The organism is Flavobacterium granuli, from assembly GCF_900129705.1.
In the GTDB taxonomy this organism is placed as follows: Bacteria; Bacteroidota; Bacteroidia; order Flavobacteriales; family Flavobacteriaceae; genus Flavobacterium; species Flavobacterium granuli.
This window is the reverse complement of record NZ_FQWO01000006.1, coordinates 132,787-149,091: the sequence shown is the minus strand read 5'-3', so window position 1 is coordinate 149,091 and position 16,305 is coordinate 132,787. Positions and strand designations below refer to the sequence as shown.

13 protein-coding genes and 1 riboswitch are annotated in these 16,305 nt (G+C 35.9%); of the genes, 6 read left to right on the top strand and 7 right to left on the bottom strand.

From position 1 onward, the window contains the following. Positions 1-16 precede the first annotated feature (16 nt). Positions 17-123: riboswitch (SAM riboswitch) on the bottom strand. Positions 124-300: 177 nt separating this feature from the next. Both BUB25_RS09910 and BUB25_RS09905 read right to left on the bottom strand, forming a co-directional pair. Next, a complete protein-coding gene (locus tag BUB25_RS09910; protein WP_072943683.1) occupies positions 301-504 on the bottom strand; it encodes a hypothetical protein in 204 nt (67 codons plus the stop codon). A 600-nt stretch (positions 505-1,104) separates the two neighbouring features. After that, positions 1,105-2,379, bottom strand: a complete 1,275-nt coding sequence (locus tag BUB25_RS09905) for an O-acetylhomoserine aminocarboxypropyltransferase/cysteine synthase family protein (protein ID WP_072943680.1) — start codon at positions 2,377-2,379, stop codon at positions 1,105-1,107. Between the two features lie 540 nt (positions 2,380-2,919). On the opposite strand from BUB25_RS09905, the gene metK reads away from it, so the two are divergent. Both metK and BUB25_RS09895 read left to right on the top strand, forming a co-directional pair. Continuing rightward, positions 2,920-4,170, top strand: coding sequence for a methionine adenosyltransferase (metK, locus tag BUB25_RS09900; RefSeq protein WP_072943677.1), 1,251 nt, complete (start codon positions 2,920-2,922; stop codon positions 4,168-4,170). 187 nt (positions 4,171-4,357) lie between these two features. After that, entirely contained in the window at positions 4,358-4,972 is a 615-nt protein-coding gene (locus BUB25_RS09895) for a deoxynucleoside kinase (protein ID WP_072943675.1), read from the top strand. Between the two features lie 99 nt (positions 4,973-5,071). Here BUB25_RS09895 and BUB25_RS09890 read toward each other — a convergent pair whose 3' ends face one another. The 5 genes from BUB25_RS09890 to BUB25_RS09870 all read right to left on the bottom strand — a co-directional run bounded on the left by BUB25_RS09890 (position 5,072) and on the right by BUB25_RS09870 (position 12,487). Continuing rightward, positions 5,072-7,534, bottom strand: coding sequence for a sodium-translocating pyrophosphatase (locus tag BUB25_RS09890; RefSeq protein WP_072943673.1), 2,463 nt, complete (start codon positions 7,532-7,534; stop codon positions 5,072-5,074). Between the two features lie 108 nt (positions 7,535-7,642). Next, positions 7,643-8,173 carry an inorganic diphosphatase gene (locus BUB25_RS09885; RefSeq protein WP_072943671.1) on the bottom strand — a complete coding sequence of 177 codons (531 nt, stop codon included), beginning with the start codon at positions 8,171-8,173 and terminating at the stop codon, positions 7,643-7,645. A 112-nt stretch (positions 8,174-8,285) separates the two neighbouring features. Then, a complete protein-coding gene (locus BUB25_RS09880) occupies positions 8,286-8,888 on the bottom strand; it encodes a DNA-3-methyladenine glycosylase family protein (protein ID WP_072943839.1) in 603 nt (200 codons plus the stop codon). 58 nt (positions 8,889-8,946) lie between these two features. Beyond that, positions 8,947-11,433 (bottom strand): DUF5686 and carboxypeptidase-like regulatory domain-containing protein, encoded by a 2,487-nt coding sequence (locus BUB25_RS09875; protein ID WP_072943668.1) that lies wholly within the window; start codon positions 11,431-11,433, stop codon positions 8,947-8,949. A 76-nt stretch (positions 11,434-11,509) separates the two neighbouring features. Beyond that, entirely contained in the window at positions 11,510-12,487 is a 978-nt protein-coding gene (locus BUB25_RS09870) for a pyruvate dehydrogenase complex E1 component subunit beta (RefSeq protein ID WP_072943666.1), read from the bottom strand. Positions 12,488-12,762: 275 nt separating this feature from the next. On the opposite strand from BUB25_RS09870, the gene BUB25_RS09865 reads away from it, so the two are divergent. The 4 genes from BUB25_RS09865 (at position 12,763) to BUB25_RS09850 (ending at position 16,200) form a co-directional block, all read left to right on the top strand. Continuing rightward, entirely contained in the window at positions 12,763-13,509 is a 747-nt protein-coding gene (locus BUB25_RS09865) for an electron transfer flavoprotein subunit beta/FixA family protein (RefSeq protein ID WP_072943662.1), read from the top strand. A gap of 83 nt (positions 13,510-13,592) precedes the next feature. Beyond that, complete coding sequence (locus tag BUB25_RS09860) at positions 13,593-14,561, top strand: electron transfer flavoprotein subunit alpha/FixB family protein (RefSeq protein ID WP_072943660.1); 969 nt, start codon at positions 13,593-13,595, stop codon at positions 14,559-14,561. A gap of 115 nt (positions 14,562-14,676) precedes the next feature. Beyond that, positions 14,677-15,306 (top strand): bifunctional nuclease domain-containing protein, encoded by a 630-nt coding sequence (locus BUB25_RS09855; RefSeq protein WP_072943658.1) that lies wholly within the window; start codon positions 14,677-14,679, stop codon positions 15,304-15,306. Positions 15,307-15,375: 69 nt separating this feature from the next. Next, positions 15,376-16,200: a thymidylate synthase gene (locus tag BUB25_RS09850; protein WP_072943656.1), complete on the top strand. Its 825-nt coding sequence runs from the start codon at positions 15,376-15,378 to the stop codon at positions 16,198-16,200. The last annotated feature ends 105 nt before the right edge of the window (positions 16,201-16,305 follow it).

Below are 16,305 nucleotides of genomic sequence, written 5' to 3'. Positions count from 1 at the left end.
ACTAGGAGAATTCTTGTTGTTATCTTTCCACTTTAGTGTGGTAGAATGCAGCACCTTCTTCGATTTCTCGAAGGGTTGCTAAGGCTTCATTGGGTCTAATCCCTCTGCCTTTCTTTATAACATTTCAGTACGTTTGTGAACTTATAGGTGCAAATTAACTACATTTTTTGTTAATATACAAACTTAACTGCTTAGATTTTATTCTAAAATAGAGGTAACACAAAAACGCAAGGCAACACTGAACAATACTGTCCAGAAATTACTTGCGGTTAAGTTCCTATCAAAAAAAGGGGGACCCCGTTATATGAAAAGGGTATCATTCTCTTTTGAATACATTAAAACCTGTAATAAATTAGACTGTTTTTTAAAGCCTTTTTCATCCGTTGTATCCATTCCAACTCTTGAATTAACTAAGTCGTTATTTGATAAATTAATTTTATTTCTATTTGGCCATAAATTCCTGAAGAAATTAAATCTTTCTCTAAATGTGTTTTTTGTGCTCATCTTGTTAGTTGTTTAGGTTCCTATTTTATTTTTAATGTTACTCTTTGTTGATGTTTTTAAATTGTTTGTCTCCTGAAATAAAAAAACCCTTTTGGACAAAATACCAAAAGGGTTAAAGTAATATATACTTACACTTTTGGGAATCAATATTCCTTTGCAAAAAACTTTGCAGTTAGCGATTTAATGTTTTTAATAATGTATTTATTCATTCTTCGTTTATTTGAAACTGTATAAATCAAAAGAGCCTACCAAATACTATTTGGTAGGCTCTTGCTATAGCTATATTAATTAAAAGCAATGACTACCCGGCAGATTGTTCCGAAATATTTTTAATCTTTTTACAAATCTTGAAATTCATTTTCTGTTTTTTTTTCGACTTAACAAATATGGCAATTTTCTGTTAGTTTTCCAAATGATTTAGGACATTTTAACGTTCTTTTATTAGAAAAAATACTTTTTACTCATCTAATTAACAGACCTATAACAAATGCTTAACATCTAGACCAACAAATCCTAAATTGGACTTTTAATTTCAAGTCTTATTTTACAAGAAACGGTTCCTGACATCACTTCAATTATTTAAAATCGATTCGGCTTTTACTATAAACTCTCAAATACGGTTTTCAAATCTGCTTTTAAATCCTCGATATCTTCCAGCCCCACTGATAAACGAATCAAATCTTGACTAACACCAGAAGCAATTTGTTGATCTGCGGATAATTGCTGATGCGTTGTACTGGCAGGATGTATAATTAAGGATTTCGTGTCTCCAATATTAGCCAAAAGTGAAAACAACTTAGTTTCATCAGCCACTTTCTTGGCAGCTTCAAAACCGCCTTTTAAACCAAAAGTCAGCAAACCGTTTTGTCCTTTTGGCAAATAGGTTTGTGCCAAATCATAATATTTACTCGATTTCAATCCCGGATAATTTACCCAAGCCACCGCTTCTTGATTTTCTAACCATTGGGCCAAAGCCAAACCGTTCTCGCTGTGTTTCTGAACACGAAGCGGTAAAGTTTCTAAACCTTGGATAATTTGAAATGCATTAAAAGGACTCAAAGCAGCTCCATAATCACGTAAACCCTCAATTCTCACTCTAGCAATAAAGGCCGCAGCTCCTAAAGCTTCATGATAAACCAAACCATGATAACCTGCATTAGGCTCCGTAAACTCGGGGAAACGACCACTACTCCAGTCAAAAGTTCCCGCATCAATAATAGCGCCTCCTAGTGAAGTTCCGTTTCCGGCGATATATTTTGTCAAAGAATGAATAACAATATTCGCTCCGTGTTCAATAGGATTTAATAGATAAGGCGACGCAACCGTGTTATCTACAATAAAAGGTACTTTCAATGCTTTTGCCTCTATAGAAATTGCTTTCAAGTCCAATACATCTAACTTAGGATTCCCTAAAGATTCAGCAAAAAATACCTTTGTGTTATCCTGAGCGGCTTTAGTAAAATTAGCCGGATCTGAAGGATCTACAAAAGTGGTTGTGATTCCTAATCTCGGCAAAGTAACGCTTAGCAAATTATAAGTTCCACCATACAAGCTATTAGAAGCTACAATATGATCGCCAGTTCTCAGCAAAACAAGTAAGGCAGTAGTTATAGCTGCTGTTCCCGAAGCGGTAACTACCGCACCAATTCCTCCCTCTAAAGCCGCCAAACGTTGCTCCAGAATATCATTGGTTGGATTATTTAATCTCGTATAAATATAACCTGCCTCTGCTAGGCCAAATAAATTAGCTGCGTGCTCTGAATTATTAAAAACATAAGAAGATGTCTGATAGATAGGTACTGCTCTTGTTCCTCCGTGCTGTGTAACATCATGCCCCGCATGTAAAGCTTTGGTTGCAAAATTTTGTGTGCTCATTGTTTTTTAGTGTTATTTAGTTAATAGTTCATTTTATAAAATGGGATTTTGAATCTAATCCAAAAAAAAAGCCCCCCAATGAATCGGGAGGCTTTGCTGAATCTTATTTATTTTAGTTTAAGCAATAGAATACCCGCAGGAATTTTCCTGAAACATCATGGCCATCATACACTTTATAACTCTCATTTTTTTTGTATTTGAAATCCAAAATTGCAAACTAAATTCCAAATAAACAAATGATCATAAGATAATTAACATTTTTCAAGCTATTTGTTGTTTTTAGCCAAAAAGCAGTTATTTTCAGCTTCTTAATTTTTTAATTTAAAAAACAGTTAAGTTTAATTTGCAATTCAAAATGGTTTCATACATTTGCACCCGAATACAAGAGGAAAAATTTGAACTGATTGCAACCTCTTCATAATGAAACAAATTCATTATGAATACTGAAGATTTTTCAGTAGAAAAAATGCTAAAGCAGAAACTCTTCTTTAGCATTTTTTAGCAACTTTTTTCCTCGATTAATTTTAAACAATAATTATTATGGCCTATTTATTTACGTCAGAATCTGTGAGTGAGGGACATCCAGACAAAATTGCAGATCAAATTTCGGACGCATTAATTGACAATTTTTTAGCATTTGATCCGGAATCAAAAGTGGCTTGCGAGACTCTGGTTACTACTGGACAGGTAATATTGGCTGGAGAAGTAAAATCGAATACTTATTTAGACGTACAACAAATCGCTCGTGAAGTAATCAAAAAAATTGGTTATACCAAAAGTGAATATATGTTTGAAGCTAATTCTTGTGGAATACTTTCTGCTATTCACGAGCAATCAGCCGATATAAATCAAGGTGTTGACAGGCCTAATCCTGAAGAGCAAGGTGCTGGTGACCAAGGAATGATGTTTGGTTACGCCACTAATGAAACCGAAAATTACATGCCTTTGGCACTTGATTTATCTCATAAATTATTACAGGAATTAGCGATTTTAAGACGCGAAAACAAGGAAATCACTTATTTACGCCCTGACGCTAAGTCTCAGGTAACTTTAGAATACAGCGACGACAACAAACCAACGCGTATTGATGCGATTGTAATTTCAACCCAACACGATGATTTTGATGAAGAAGCTGCAATGCTTGCAAAAATCAAAAAGGACATTATCGACATTTTGATTCCAAGAATCATTGCCAAAAATCCTAACCAAGCGCATTTATTCAATGATAAAATCCAATACCACATCAACCCAACGGGTAAATTTGTAATTGGAGGACCACACGGAGATACTGGTTTGACAGGAAGAAAAATTATTGTAGACACCTATGGCGGAAAAGGAGCCCATGGTGGTGGTGCTTTCTCAGGAAAAGACCCTTCTAAAGTGGATAGAAGTGCGGCTTATGCTACACGTCATATCGCTAAAAACTTAGTTGCTGCTGGAATTGCTGATGAAATTTTGGTTCAGGTTTCTTACGCCATTGGTGTTGCAAAACCTATGGGGATCTTTATTGACACTTATGGAACATCAAAAGTAAACTTAACCAATGGAGAAATTGCCAAAAAAGTAGAAGCTATCTTTGATATGCGTCCTTACTTTATTGAGCAACGACTAAAACTAAGAAATCCAATCTATAGCGAAACTGCTGCTTACGGACACATGGGACGTACACCAGAAACGGTTACCAAAACATTCTCGGCTCCTGGAGGTTTGACTAAAACAATTGATGTTGAGTTATTCACTTGGGAAAAATTAGATTTTGTTGACCAAGTTAAAGCCGCTTTTGGATTGTAAACTATAATCCATATATCCTATTCACAACAAATAACCCGGCACCATCGCTGGGTTATTGCTTTTACAAATTATTCCATTAAGAAAATTAAAATTTCAAAAAAACGTTTGTAAAATTCCACTTCTAAGCCCAAATTTTATCTATTTTTACAATTGAAGAAATTATGAATTATAAAATCACAACAGTGTAATGCACATAGCAGTAGCAGGAAATATAGGTTCAGGTAAAACAACTTTAACGCGTTTATTAGCAAAACACTTCAAATGGGAACCTCATTTTGAAGACGTAGTGGACAACCCTTATTTAGATGATTTCTATCACCAAATGGAACGTTGGTCATTTAATTTACAAATCTATTTCTTGAATAGTCGTTTTCGTCAGGTGATTCAAATTCGCGAAAGCGGTAAGAAAATCATTCAGGACAGAACTATTTATGAAGATGCGCATATTTTCGCTCCTAATCTTTACTCAATGGGTTTAATGACCAATCGTGATTTTCAGAATTATTCTTCCCTTTTTGAACTGATGGAATCAACAGTTAAAGCACCTGATTTATTAATCTATTTAAGAAGTTCTATCCCGAATCTTGTTGGACAAATTCACAAACGAGGACGCGAGTATGAATCTTCGATTTCAATTGATTACTTGAGTCGTCTTAACGAACGTTACGAAGCTTGGATTCACACTTACGATAGAGGAAAATTGCTTATTATTGATGTAGACAACATCAACTTTGTTGATAAACCTGAAGATTTAGGAAACATCATCAATAGAATAGATGCCGAGATAAACGGATTGTTTTAATCTTTTCCAAAAGAGATAAAGCCAAAACTAGATTAAAATTATTTTATAAAACAAAAAAAATGCCTCAGAAAATGAGGCATTTTTTAGTATAAATAAACATTATTTCAAAGCATCAATTTTTGCCTGAACCTCAGCGTCTGTTCCCTCAAAAACTTGAACCTCTGATTTTCCATTTGTGCTTGTTTTGATGGTCGCCTTCACTTTGCCGTTGACATTTATTTTTTCTATAGAAATCTCCTTAGAAATCGTTTCAGCAGGCATTGCAGCTGCATTCATATGCACACATGACTTATTAGTACAGCCTTTGGCTACACATTCTTCTTCAGACATAGACGTACAGACTCCAGTTGCAATGCAGCAAGAGGCTTTATCAGAAATAGTATGGCTTCCGTTTCCTAAAATTGGCGCGATCACTAATCCAATCAAACAAGTCAATTTTATTAAAATATTCATCGATGGCCCTGAAGTATCCTTGAATGGATCACCAACGGTATCGCCTGTAACAGCAGCTTTATGCGCATCCGACCCTTTATAAGTCATTTCGCCGTTAATCATAACACCTGCTTCAAATGATTTCTTGGCATTATCCCAAGCACCTCCGGCATTGTTTTGAAAAACAGCCCAAAGCACTCCCGAAACAGTAACTCCTGCCATATAACCTCCTAACATTTCGGCAATCAATTGATTGTTATCACCATAAACTAATTTTCCCAAAAGCACAATCGCAATTGGGAAACCAATGGTCAATATTCCCGGCAACATCATTTCTCGCAAGGCTGCTTTAGTCGAGATTTCCACACATTTTCCGTATTCCGGTTTTCCGGTTCCTTCCATAATTCCCGGAATTTCCCTGAATTGGCGACGTACTTCATACACCATATCCATCGCTGCTTTCCCTACTGAATTCATAGCCAAAGCAGAAAAAACAACAGGAATCATTCCTCCCACAAATAACATTGCCAGAACTGGTGCTTTAAAAATATTGATTCCGTCAATTCCTGTAAAAGTTACATAGGCTGCAAATAAAGCCAATGAAGTCAATGCAGCCGAAGCTATAGCAAATCCTTTTCCGGTTGCTGCTGTGGTATTCCCTACTGAATCCAAAATATCGGTTCTTGTTCTAACTTCTTTAGGCAATTCACTCATTTCAGCAATTCCACCCGCATTATCAGAAATTGGTCCGAAAGCATCAATAGCCAATTGCATTGCTGTTGTTGCCATCATTGCCGAAGCCGCTAAAGCCACACCATAAAATCCTGCAAATGCATAAGAGGTCCAAATTGCAGCGGCAAACAATAAAACTGTTGGAAAAGTCGAAATCATTCCTGTCGCCAAACCTGCGATAACATTAGTTCCTGCTCCAGTACTCGATTTTTGGACAATTGCCATAACTGGTTTTGTACCTAAACCTGTATAATATTCAGTAACTGATGATATTACTCCACCCACAACTAAACCTACGATGGTGGCATAAAAAACTCTCATCGATGAAATCTCTTGGCTTCCTTCTCCGAAAAACTCCATTTTCATTGTTGAAGGCAACATATACTGTACTAAGAAGAAACAAGCAATTGCCGTTAAAACTATAGAAACCCAATTGCCTATATTTAATGCCTTTTGAACCTGTGCTTCTTTTGCATTTTCGTCAGTAATCTTTACCAGCATCGTTCCTATGATTGAAAATAAAATTCCAAAACCGGCAATAGCCATCGGTAATAAAATAGGACCAATTCCGCCAAAGGCATCTTGAATATTTCCTCCCATATCTTTAATAACATAATTCCCCAAGACCATAGCAGCCAAGACTGTCGCCACATAAGATCCAAACAAATCGGCTCCCATTCCGGCCACATCACCAACATTATCACCAACATTATCAGCAATAGTAGCTGGATTACGAGGATCATCCTCCGGAATTCCGGCCTCAACTTTCCCTACTAAATCGGCACCAACATCGGCGGCTTTTGTATAAATTCCTCCACCAACGCGCGCAAACAAGGCAATAGATTCCGCTCCAAGAGAAAAACCAGCTAATGTTTCCAATACGATAGTCATGTCTTCGGTAGAAGTCCAAGTTCCATTCATAAAAAAATGGAAGAAGAAAATAAAGAAAGAAGTCAACCCCAAAACGGCCAAACCGGCAACTCCTAATCCCATCACCGTACCTCCACCAAAAGAGACTTTTAATGCCTGTGGCAAACTCGTACGGGCAGCCTGGGTTGTTCTAACATTGGTTTTGGTTGCTATCTTCATCCCCATATTTCCGGCAAGTGCCGAGAAAAAGGCTCCAAAAATAAAAGCAATCACTATCAATAGATGTGTTTTAACTCCTTCAATAAATGTAATCCCTGCTAAAACCATACTGGCTAAAAGTACAAAAACGGCTAACAATCTATATTCGGCCTTTAGGAAAGCAAGCGCCCCTTCATAGATGTAATCTGAAATCTCTTTCATCTTTCCATCACCGGCATCTTGTTTTAAAACCCAAGTTCGTTTAACCCACATAAAAAGAAGCCCTACAATTGCCATGACTATTGGCAAATAAATCATCATTGTATTCATAAATTCGTTTTGGTTTTTGGTTAATAATCAATAGTATAGAAAACGAATTTAAACAAAAAAAGCAATATTCTTACAGAATATTGCTTTTTTTAAGATATTTTAAAAAGATTATTTAATGCTAAATAAACCTTCTGGTCTGTTTTCTATTTGCTCGAAACGCTCCGTACATGCTTTCAAAATTGCATAGGCTTCGTCTCTATCTCCCCAACCACCTACATCGACAGTTTTGTTTTCAAGATCTTTATATACTTGGAAGAAATGTTCGATTTCTTTCAATAAATGCGGATTCATATCAGATAGATTTTCCAATTTATTCCAGATTGGATCAGAAACCGGTACACAGATTACTTTTTCATCTGGTCCTTTATCATCTGCCATATGGAAAACTCCAATAGGTTTTACTTCCATTACACATCCAGGAAAAGTAGGTTCATTCACTAAAACCAATACATCCAAAGGATCTCCATCTAAGGCAAGAGTTTCCGGGATAAATCCGTAATCAGCCGGATACATCATTGAAGAGAATAACATTCTATCGAAACGCATTCTTTTAATTTCAAAATCGTATTCGTATTTATTTCTACTCCCTCTTGGGATTTCGATTAATACATCGAAAGTTTTTAATTTGTCTGCAGTCATTTTATCGTATGTCTTAAATTCTATTTATGCGAGTGCAAAAGTAGTTTAAAAACCCATTCACCACAAGAATAATCCGTCATAAAACACAAGAAAACAAAAGCTTCGGTATTTATTAGTACGAAATCGTTCTCCCTCTTTTTTTTAGATAATAATGCCACAAAAGGAAAGCAGCAGTCGAGCGATAAGGACTCCAGCTTTGGACATACACTTCCATGGCTTCTTTCTCGTGAATATCAAATAATTCTTTGATGGTATTACTTATGGCAATGTCTCCCAACGGAAGCAAATCGGGATCTTGAAGGCAAAACATCAAATAAATATCAATGGTCCAGTTGCCAATTCCTTTTATCCTGATGAGTTCTTCTCTAACCTGTTGAGCTGATTTATTAGCCAAACTTGCTAAATCGATCTCTTTATCCACAACCGCCACGGCCAATGCTTTAATATAAGATGTTTTCTGTCGGCTTACGCCAAGAGCCCTAAATTCTTCGTCGGATAAATCCAAAATCGGCAGTGGTTCCACTGTTTTGATTCTTGCTTTCAACTTTAAAAAAGTAGCCTTGGCAGAATCAATGGAAACTTGCTGTTCCAGAATTAATAAAACTAAAGTTTCAAAACCTTGGGATCTTTTGGGAATTTCAGGCAAACCATATTTTTCAATTATCAGCTGGAAAGCGGCTTCCTTTTGGGAAAGATATTGGATAATTTCTTGCATAATTTTTCTTTTAGCCCAGATGGACACGAGCGAAGCGAACTGACGAAGTAAATAGCTCCTAAAAATAAAACCCAAAAGACCCTTTTATAGAAAAGCGCTGCGTATCTGGCGTGTTTAAATAATTCCCTCTCCAAGCAAAATCAATTCGCAAGACCTTGAAAATATTGCCAATTCCTGCGCTGTATTCCCAATACACATCTTCGGGTGCGTTGTAGATCAAGCCAGATGCATTAATCGCTCTATTAGCATCAGATATGGTTCCGTAAACTGCCTTTACTCCTATAATTTCTCGCCAATTGAGTTTTCTCATAAATGGAATTCTTGACAACAAACGTCCTCCGAAATTATGATCCCACTGTAGCATCGCATATTGGTCGGTTACAAACTCGTAAAAATTAAGATTGCTAAAAGTGTTCTCAATTGTAAAATAAGTCTGATTTCCCGGAATAACATTCATTAAGCCCAAAGGAATTGTACCAAAGGTTTTACCTACTTCCATGATAACATTAGAACGTCCCAAAGGCCCAATAATTATGGGTTGTTTATAATACAATTGTATTTTTTCATATTTAAAATCACTATCCAATAAACCTTTGAATCCATGACTGTAATTAATATAAAATCGACTAAAAGGACTGTCTACATTATTTCGCTCTACGCCATATCCGATGGTTTTTCTGTTAGGAGTATATTCAACCTGAAAATTAATTTCTGATTGTTTCACATCGCTTTTGGTCGTTGTGTAGGTGTTATCAGTGTAATAATCCAAACTGAATGTATTCGAGGCTGATTCTAAAGTTCGATACGAAAATCCGGTTTGAAAAGTCAAGTTCTTGATTGGCTCAATTTCAACGCCCAAATTACTCAGATTAATATTGGTCAGTTTTCCATTACTTCCTGTAGAGAAGAGCGACGAAGAAGCAAAACTTCTACCCAGAACATCATTTGTAGTGGTGAGACTTGCGCCTATTTGTTCTATATCACGCCTGTTCCCTCCTGAAATTATAATCCTATTTTTTTTGTCGATCATCCATTTTCCTGAAAGTCCGTATTTGAATTTGTCATCGCCAAATCCATAAGCGGTATATCCTTGCAATCTCCAAGGATCATTTGGACCAAAATAAGTTCTTCCTCCTACTCTGATTCGTATTGCCTCGACTTCATTGTAGCCGAAAGTAGAAAAAATAGGGCCATAATCGAAATGTCCGAATTGAACATAACCGCTCCCTAAAATAGAAACTAAATTGTATAAATTCTGGAATTTCTTGACGGTCTGTAGCGTATCCAGCATTTTATAAACCCCTTTTTCATCTTTATTTAGATTTTCAAAACGGTTTTCATCCCAGTATTCTTCTGACTTATTATAGACTTCATTATCGATATAATTGACTTCCTCCTTATAAAAAGAAGCCGGTTTTTCGATATTGAATTTATGATTTTGATACAAAGAAGTCCGTTTTCCATAAACGCCTTTAGACTCTTCTTTTTTATTCAAAGCAAAATCAGACATCATATAATCACGAGTCAACAGAAAAACAGAATCGTTTTGAACTTCAAATTCTTGTTCTATATATATGTCTTTTACCCAGTTAATATTGGCACTTTTAGTCACGGCCATATTAATTTTCTTAATAGCAAATGTGGTATCGTTGACCCAAAAATCGCCTTTAAAAGTTAACTCGTTTTTACGTCTTGGATAAAACAGAATATTATAGCACCATTTTTTATCAATATAAGCACTATCCCTTAGGACATAATTATAAACGTCTATCCCCGTTTTTGACAACGGACTCGTGAAACTTTTGTCAAAAAAAGTTAAGTGATTGTTGTAAATATCGTAATCTGAATACAAATCTTTTACAAAAGATAAAATTTGTTGATTATCACTGAATCCCGAGTTTTTATTGGCCTTTAGCTTCTCCTTTACTTTTTTCAACTTATTATTTCCATAAACATCCGATAAAGATTCGTTTATAAAAATAGGCAAATACGTTTTCCCGGTAACACTCGAAGTATCAATATGTTTGAATACAAATTCCATTCCTTTGAAAAGCTTCTTCTTCATAAAAGCACTATCAATACTATTCATATCAAACTCTACTTTCTCATACTTTTCCATCTGGTATTGATCAAACTGATACAATCCGTTTTTGCGTTTTCTTTCCCAAATTTTTCGAAGAATATCCAGCGCAGGATTGTTCTTTTTAGACGTTTTACCTGTAAAAATAACAACTTCATTTAAAGATTCCGCTTCGTTCAATCGGATTCTTAAATTATAGTTGACGGCTTTTTCCAAAGCAATTTCCCGGTCTGAAAAACCAACCGAAGTGATCACTATAGCAGTATATGTTTTTTTGGATTCGAGATAAAAATGACCATCTTCATTAGCAACTATACCTTCGTTAGAATCCTTAAATACCACATTGGCAAAAGGAACCGGCTGATTCAATTTATCCACAATAACACCACTGACTTTTGTTTGCCCAAAAAGGTTGCCCCCGATTGTCCATAAAAAAAACAGACTCAATAATAGACTCTTATTCATAATTCATAATTAAAAAAAAAAGCTTCATCAAACTAACGTAAGATGAAGCCTTAATAGTGTTGGCAAATGTATATAATTATTTATACATTACTTTTTTTACCGCTTTTATTACGTCAGCTGCGTTTGGCAACCATTCTTTCAACAATACTGGTGAATATGGTGCTGGTGTATCAGCAGTGGTAATTCTTTGTATTGGAGCGTCAAGAAAATCAAAAGCGCGTTCTTGAACAATATAGGTAATCTCTGAAGCAACACTTGCAAAAGGCCAAGCCTCTTCAAGAATCACTAATCTGTTTGTCTTTTTAACTGAGGTTAAAATCGTTTCGTGATCCATAGGACGAACGGTTCTTAAGTCGATAATTTCACATGAAATTCCTTCTTTAGCCAATTCATCAGCCGCAATATGAGCCTCTTTTATAATCTTACCAAAAGATACGATGGTTACATCTGTTCCTTCACGTTTGATATCAGCAACTCCAAGTGGAATGATGTATTCGCCATCTGGCACTTCTCCTTTATCACCATACATTTGCTCTGATTCCATGAAAATAACCGGATCATTATCACGAATAGCTGCTTTCAAAAGTCCTTTTGCATCATAAACAGTAGAAGGAACTACTACTTTAAGACCTGGCGTATTAGCAAACCAGTTTTCCAAAGCCTGAGAGTGCGTTGCTCCTAATTGTCCTGCCGAAGCCGTTGGCCCACGAAAAACGATAGGCACATTAAATTGTCCTCCCGACATCTGACGCATCTTTGCAGCGTTATTTATAATCTGGTCGATACCAACCAAACAGAAGTTGAAAGTCATATATTCTACAATCGGTCTACAACCATTCATTGCTGATCCTACCGCAATACCGGTAAAACCAAGCTCTGCAATTGGAGTATCAATTACTCTTTTTTCACCAAACTCGGCAAGCATCCCTTTAGACGCTTTGTAAGCACCATTATATTCAGCAACTTCTTCACCCATTAAATATATGGACTCATCATGGCGCATTTCTTCACTCATCGCTTCGCAAATGGCCTCTCTAAATTGTATCGTTCTCATATTTGATTATTGTATCTGTATAATTTTCGAAAAGCAAAAATAAATATTTTAAATCACTTAAAGCATAAATTAGGTTAAAATAATCAGGAGCCACATTCAAGTCTGTACTATATCTCACTGTCAGTAAAGATACCACTAGAAGCTTATCAGCACTATGAAAGTCACGAAAACGTAATAGTTTTATAAAAAATATTATGCATGCATAGTAAATTATTGAAATTAATATTATATTTTTGTGTCAGCATTTTAAGAAAATCAAAAAAAAAAATAAACCTATGAAAATATTAGTTTGCATCAGTCATGTTCCTGATACTACTTCAAAAATTAATTTTACCAATGGTGATTCTGAATTCGATACCAACGGTGTACAATATGTGATAAATCCTAATGACGAATTTGGTTTGACTCGTGCTATTTGGTTCCAAGAACAACAAGGAGCAACTGTAACTGTTGTTAATGTTGGAGGACCTGAAACAGAGCCTACCTTAAGAAAAGCATTGGCCATTGGAGCAAATGAAGCCATTCGCGTCAACGCAAATCCAGCTGACGGTTTTTTCGTGGCAAAACAACTTGCCGAAGTAATAAAAAACGGAAGTTATGATCTGGTAATCGCCGGAAAAGAATCATTAGACTATAATGGAGGAATGGTTCCTGGAATGATTGCCGGAATCCTGGGTTATAATTTCTTAAATTCATGTACCGCTATCACCGTAGAAGGAACAGCGGTAAAAGCCGTTCGTGAGATTGACGGTGGTAAAGAAACTGTTGCTACCACATTGCCATTAATTATTGGTGGTCAAAAAGGATTAGTTGAAGAAAAAGATTTGCGTATCCCTAACATGAGAGGAATCATGACCGCAAGAACTAAGGTATTGACGGTAGTAGAACCAGTTGAAACTTCGATAAATACAAAAGCGGTAAAATTTGAAAAACCAGCACCTAAATCGGCAGTAAAATTAATTTCTCCAGATAATTTAGATGAATTAATCAACTTATTACACAACGAAGCAAAAGTAATATAATTTTAAATTATGAAGTTTAAATTGTGAATTCACGTTCTCAAATACATTTAAAATTTATAATTCAACATTTAAAATAAAAAATCATGTCAATATTAATATATGCAGAATATGCTGAAGGAAAATTCAAGAAAGTAGCTTTTGAATTGGCTTCCTATGCAAAAAAAGTAGCAGAAACACTAGGCACAACCGTAACAGCCGTAACAATTAATGCGGGAGACGTTTCAGAACTATCAAAATACGGTGTTGATAAAGTGCTGAAAGTAACCAACGATAAATTATCCGGATTTACAGCCAAAGCCTATGCCGATGTTATTAAACAAGCAGCTCAAAAAGAAAACGCTAAATTAGTTCTACTTTCTTCATCGACTGATAGTATTTACCTTTCTTCTCTTGTAGCTGTAGCTCTAGAAGCCGGTTATGCCTCAAACGTGGTGGGATTACCCGTAAGCACTTCCCCGTTTCAAGTAAAAAGAAATGCTTTTTCAAACAAAGCTTTCAATATTACCGAAATCAACACTGATATTAAAATCCTTGGCCTTGCCAAAAACTCTTATGGTGTTTTTGAAAACGCTTCCACATTAACCCAAGAAGATTTTAATCCAACGATTGGAGAAAATGATTTTGGTGTAAAAGTAGAATCTGTTGAAAAAGTATCTGGAAAAGTATCTATCGCAGATGCTGATATCGTAGTATCCGGAGGACGTGGATTAAAAGGTCCAGAAAATTGGGGAATGATCGAAGAATTAGCCTCAGTACTTGGCGCGGCAACTGCCTGTTCTAAACCGGTATCTGATCTTGGCTGGAGACCACATTCTGAGCACGTGGGACAAACAGGAAAACCTGTTGCCACTAATCTATACATTGCCATTGGAATCTCTGGTGCCATCCAGCATATTGCAGGAATCAGTTCATCAAAAGTAAAAGTGGTTATTAATAGCGATCCAGAAGCTCCTTTCTTTAAGGTAGCCGATTATGGAATTGTAGGAGATGCTTTTGAAATTGTACCAAAATTGATTGAGAAATTTAAAGCCTTCAAAGCACAACACTCATAATTCAATAAAACTATTGAAATTGCTGCCTAAAAAAAAGATATTTGTATCTTTGCTTTTAGGCAGCAATTTTTTTTAATCCAATTTAAGTACAAAGTACTTTAGCATATCAACAACTATGAGCTTAGTTAAACTATCCATAAAAGGAATTTCATACAGTCAAACCCAAAACGGAGCTTATGCCTTGATTTTAAATGAAGTTGACGGTGAAAGAAAATTACCTATAGTTATAGGCGCCTTTGAGGCACAATCGATAGCGATAGCCTTAGAAAAAGAAATTAAACCTCCGCGTCCCCTGACTCATGATCTATTTAAAAATTTTGCTGAACGGTTTGACATAACCATCAAGCAAGTCATTATCCACAAGCTTGTTGATGGCGTTTTCTATTCCAGTATTATTTGCGAAAGAGATAAAATCGAAGAAATAATAGATGCCAGAACATCAGATGCAATCGCATTGGCTTTGCGTTTCAACGCTCCTATTTTTACTTACAAAAACATCTTAGATAAAGCAGGTATCTTTTTAAAGGCGAACCCGCAAGACACTGATAAAGGCTCTCAGGAAATTGACGACATCTTGTCTAACCCTGAAACTTTTGGCAATGAAGAAGACAACAGTCAGCCTTCCAGAGCTTACATCAAAAACAGCCTACAGGAACTAAATGAATTACTCGAACAGGCGATTCAAATAGAAGACTATGAGAAAGCTGCCAAAATTAGAGACGAAATTTCAAGAAGAGAATCTTAATACTTATTTCTTAATTTGGTTATTTAATGACCAATCAAAACATTCTCGAATTAGCAAATAAAAATTTTAATGAAGCAATATTTAGATTTAGTGCAACACGTTTTGGAAAATGGTTGCCAAAAAGGAGATCGAACTGGAACCGGAACAAAAAGTGTTTTTGGTCATCAAATGCGCTTTGATTTAAGCGAAGGTTTTCCAATGGTTACCACTAAAAAACTTCACTTCAAATCTATTGTTTACGAATTACTTTGGTTTTTAAAAGGAGATACAAATATAAAATATCTTCAAGAAAATGGGGTAAAAATATGGGATGCCTGGGCCGATGAAAATGGCGATTTGGGTCCTGTATACGGACATCAATGGCGCAACTGGAACAGCGAAGAAATTGATCAAATATCCGACTTAATTCAGGAATTAAAAACCAACCCAAACAGCCGCAGAATGCTTGTTTCAGCTTGGAATCCATCGGTGCTTCCTGACAACAGCAAATCATTTGGAGAGAACGTAGCCAACAATAAAGCTGCCTTACCTCCCTGTCACGCCTTTTTTCAATTTTATGTTGCTGACGGAAAATTATCCTGTCAATTATACCAGCGTAGTGCCGATATATTTCTGGGAGTTCCATTCAACATTGCCTCTTACGCACTGTTAACCATGATGATTGCTCAAGTTTGTGATCTTGAAGCAGGTGAATTTATCCACACTTTTGGTGACGCACACATTTACAACAATCATATTGAACAACTTGAATTACAACTATCAAGAGAGCCTAAATCACTACCGAAAATGATTTTAAATCCAAAGATCAAAAATATTTTCGACTTTAATTTCGAAGATTTTACACTCGAAGGATATGAACCTCATGCCCTCATAAAAGGCAGTGTTGCGGTATAAGCAACAAATACTATTTTAAAATCAGTAAATAAATTAGCTGCAATCTTAATCCTACAAAATAGGCCTTTCCAGCAACACACAAATAACCTAAACCTCAAACAGATC

What these genes read in the sequence shown, in the direction of transcription:
- BUB25_RS09910 (WP_072943683.1), bottom strand. Translation starts at nt 504, where the DNA reads ATGAGCACAAAAAACACATTTAGAGAAAGATTTAATTTCTTCAGGAAT.
- BUB25_RS09905 (WP_072943680.1), bottom strand. Translation starts at nt 2,379, where the DNA reads ATGAGCACACAAAATTTTGCAACCAAAGCTTTACATGCGGGGCATGAT.
- metK (WP_072943677.1), top strand. Translation starts at nt 2,920, where the DNA reads ATGGCCTATTTATTTACGTCAGAATCTGTGAGTGAGGGACATCCAGAC.
- BUB25_RS09895 (WP_072943675.1), top strand. Translation starts at nt 4,358, where the DNA reads ATGCACATAGCAGTAGCAGGAAATATAGGTTCAGGTAAAACAACTTTA.
- BUB25_RS09890 (WP_072943673.1), bottom strand. Translation starts at nt 7,534, where the DNA reads ATGAATACAATGATGATTTATTTGCCAATAGTCATGGCAATTGTAGGG.
- BUB25_RS09885 (WP_072943671.1), bottom strand. Translation starts at nt 8,173, where the DNA reads ATGACTGCAGACAAATTAAAAACTTTCGATGTATTAATCGAAATCCCA.
- BUB25_RS09880 (WP_072943839.1), bottom strand. Translation starts at nt 8,888, where the DNA reads ATGCAAGAAATTATCCAATATCTTTCCCAAAAGGAAGCCGCTTTCCAG.
- BUB25_RS09875 (WP_072943668.1), bottom strand. Translation starts at nt 11,433, where the DNA reads ATGAATAAGAGTCTATTATTGAGTCTGTTTTTTTTATGGACAATCGGG.
- BUB25_RS09870 (WP_072943666.1), bottom strand. Translation starts at nt 12,487, where the DNA reads ATGAGAACGATACAATTTAGAGAGGCCATTTGCGAAGCGATGAGTGAA.
- BUB25_RS09865 (WP_072943662.1), top strand. Translation starts at nt 12,763, where the DNA reads ATGAAAATATTAGTTTGCATCAGTCATGTTCCTGATACTACTTCAAAA.
- BUB25_RS09860 (WP_072943660.1), top strand. Translation starts at nt 13,593, where the DNA reads ATGTCAATATTAATATATGCAGAATATGCTGAAGGAAAATTCAAGAAA.
- BUB25_RS09855 (WP_072943658.1), top strand. Translation starts at nt 14,677, where the DNA reads ATGAGCTTAGTTAAACTATCCATAAAAGGAATTTCATACAGTCAAACC.
- BUB25_RS09850 (WP_072943656.1), top strand. Translation starts at nt 15,376, where the DNA reads ATGAAGCAATATTTAGATTTAGTGCAACACGTTTTGGAAAATGGTTGC.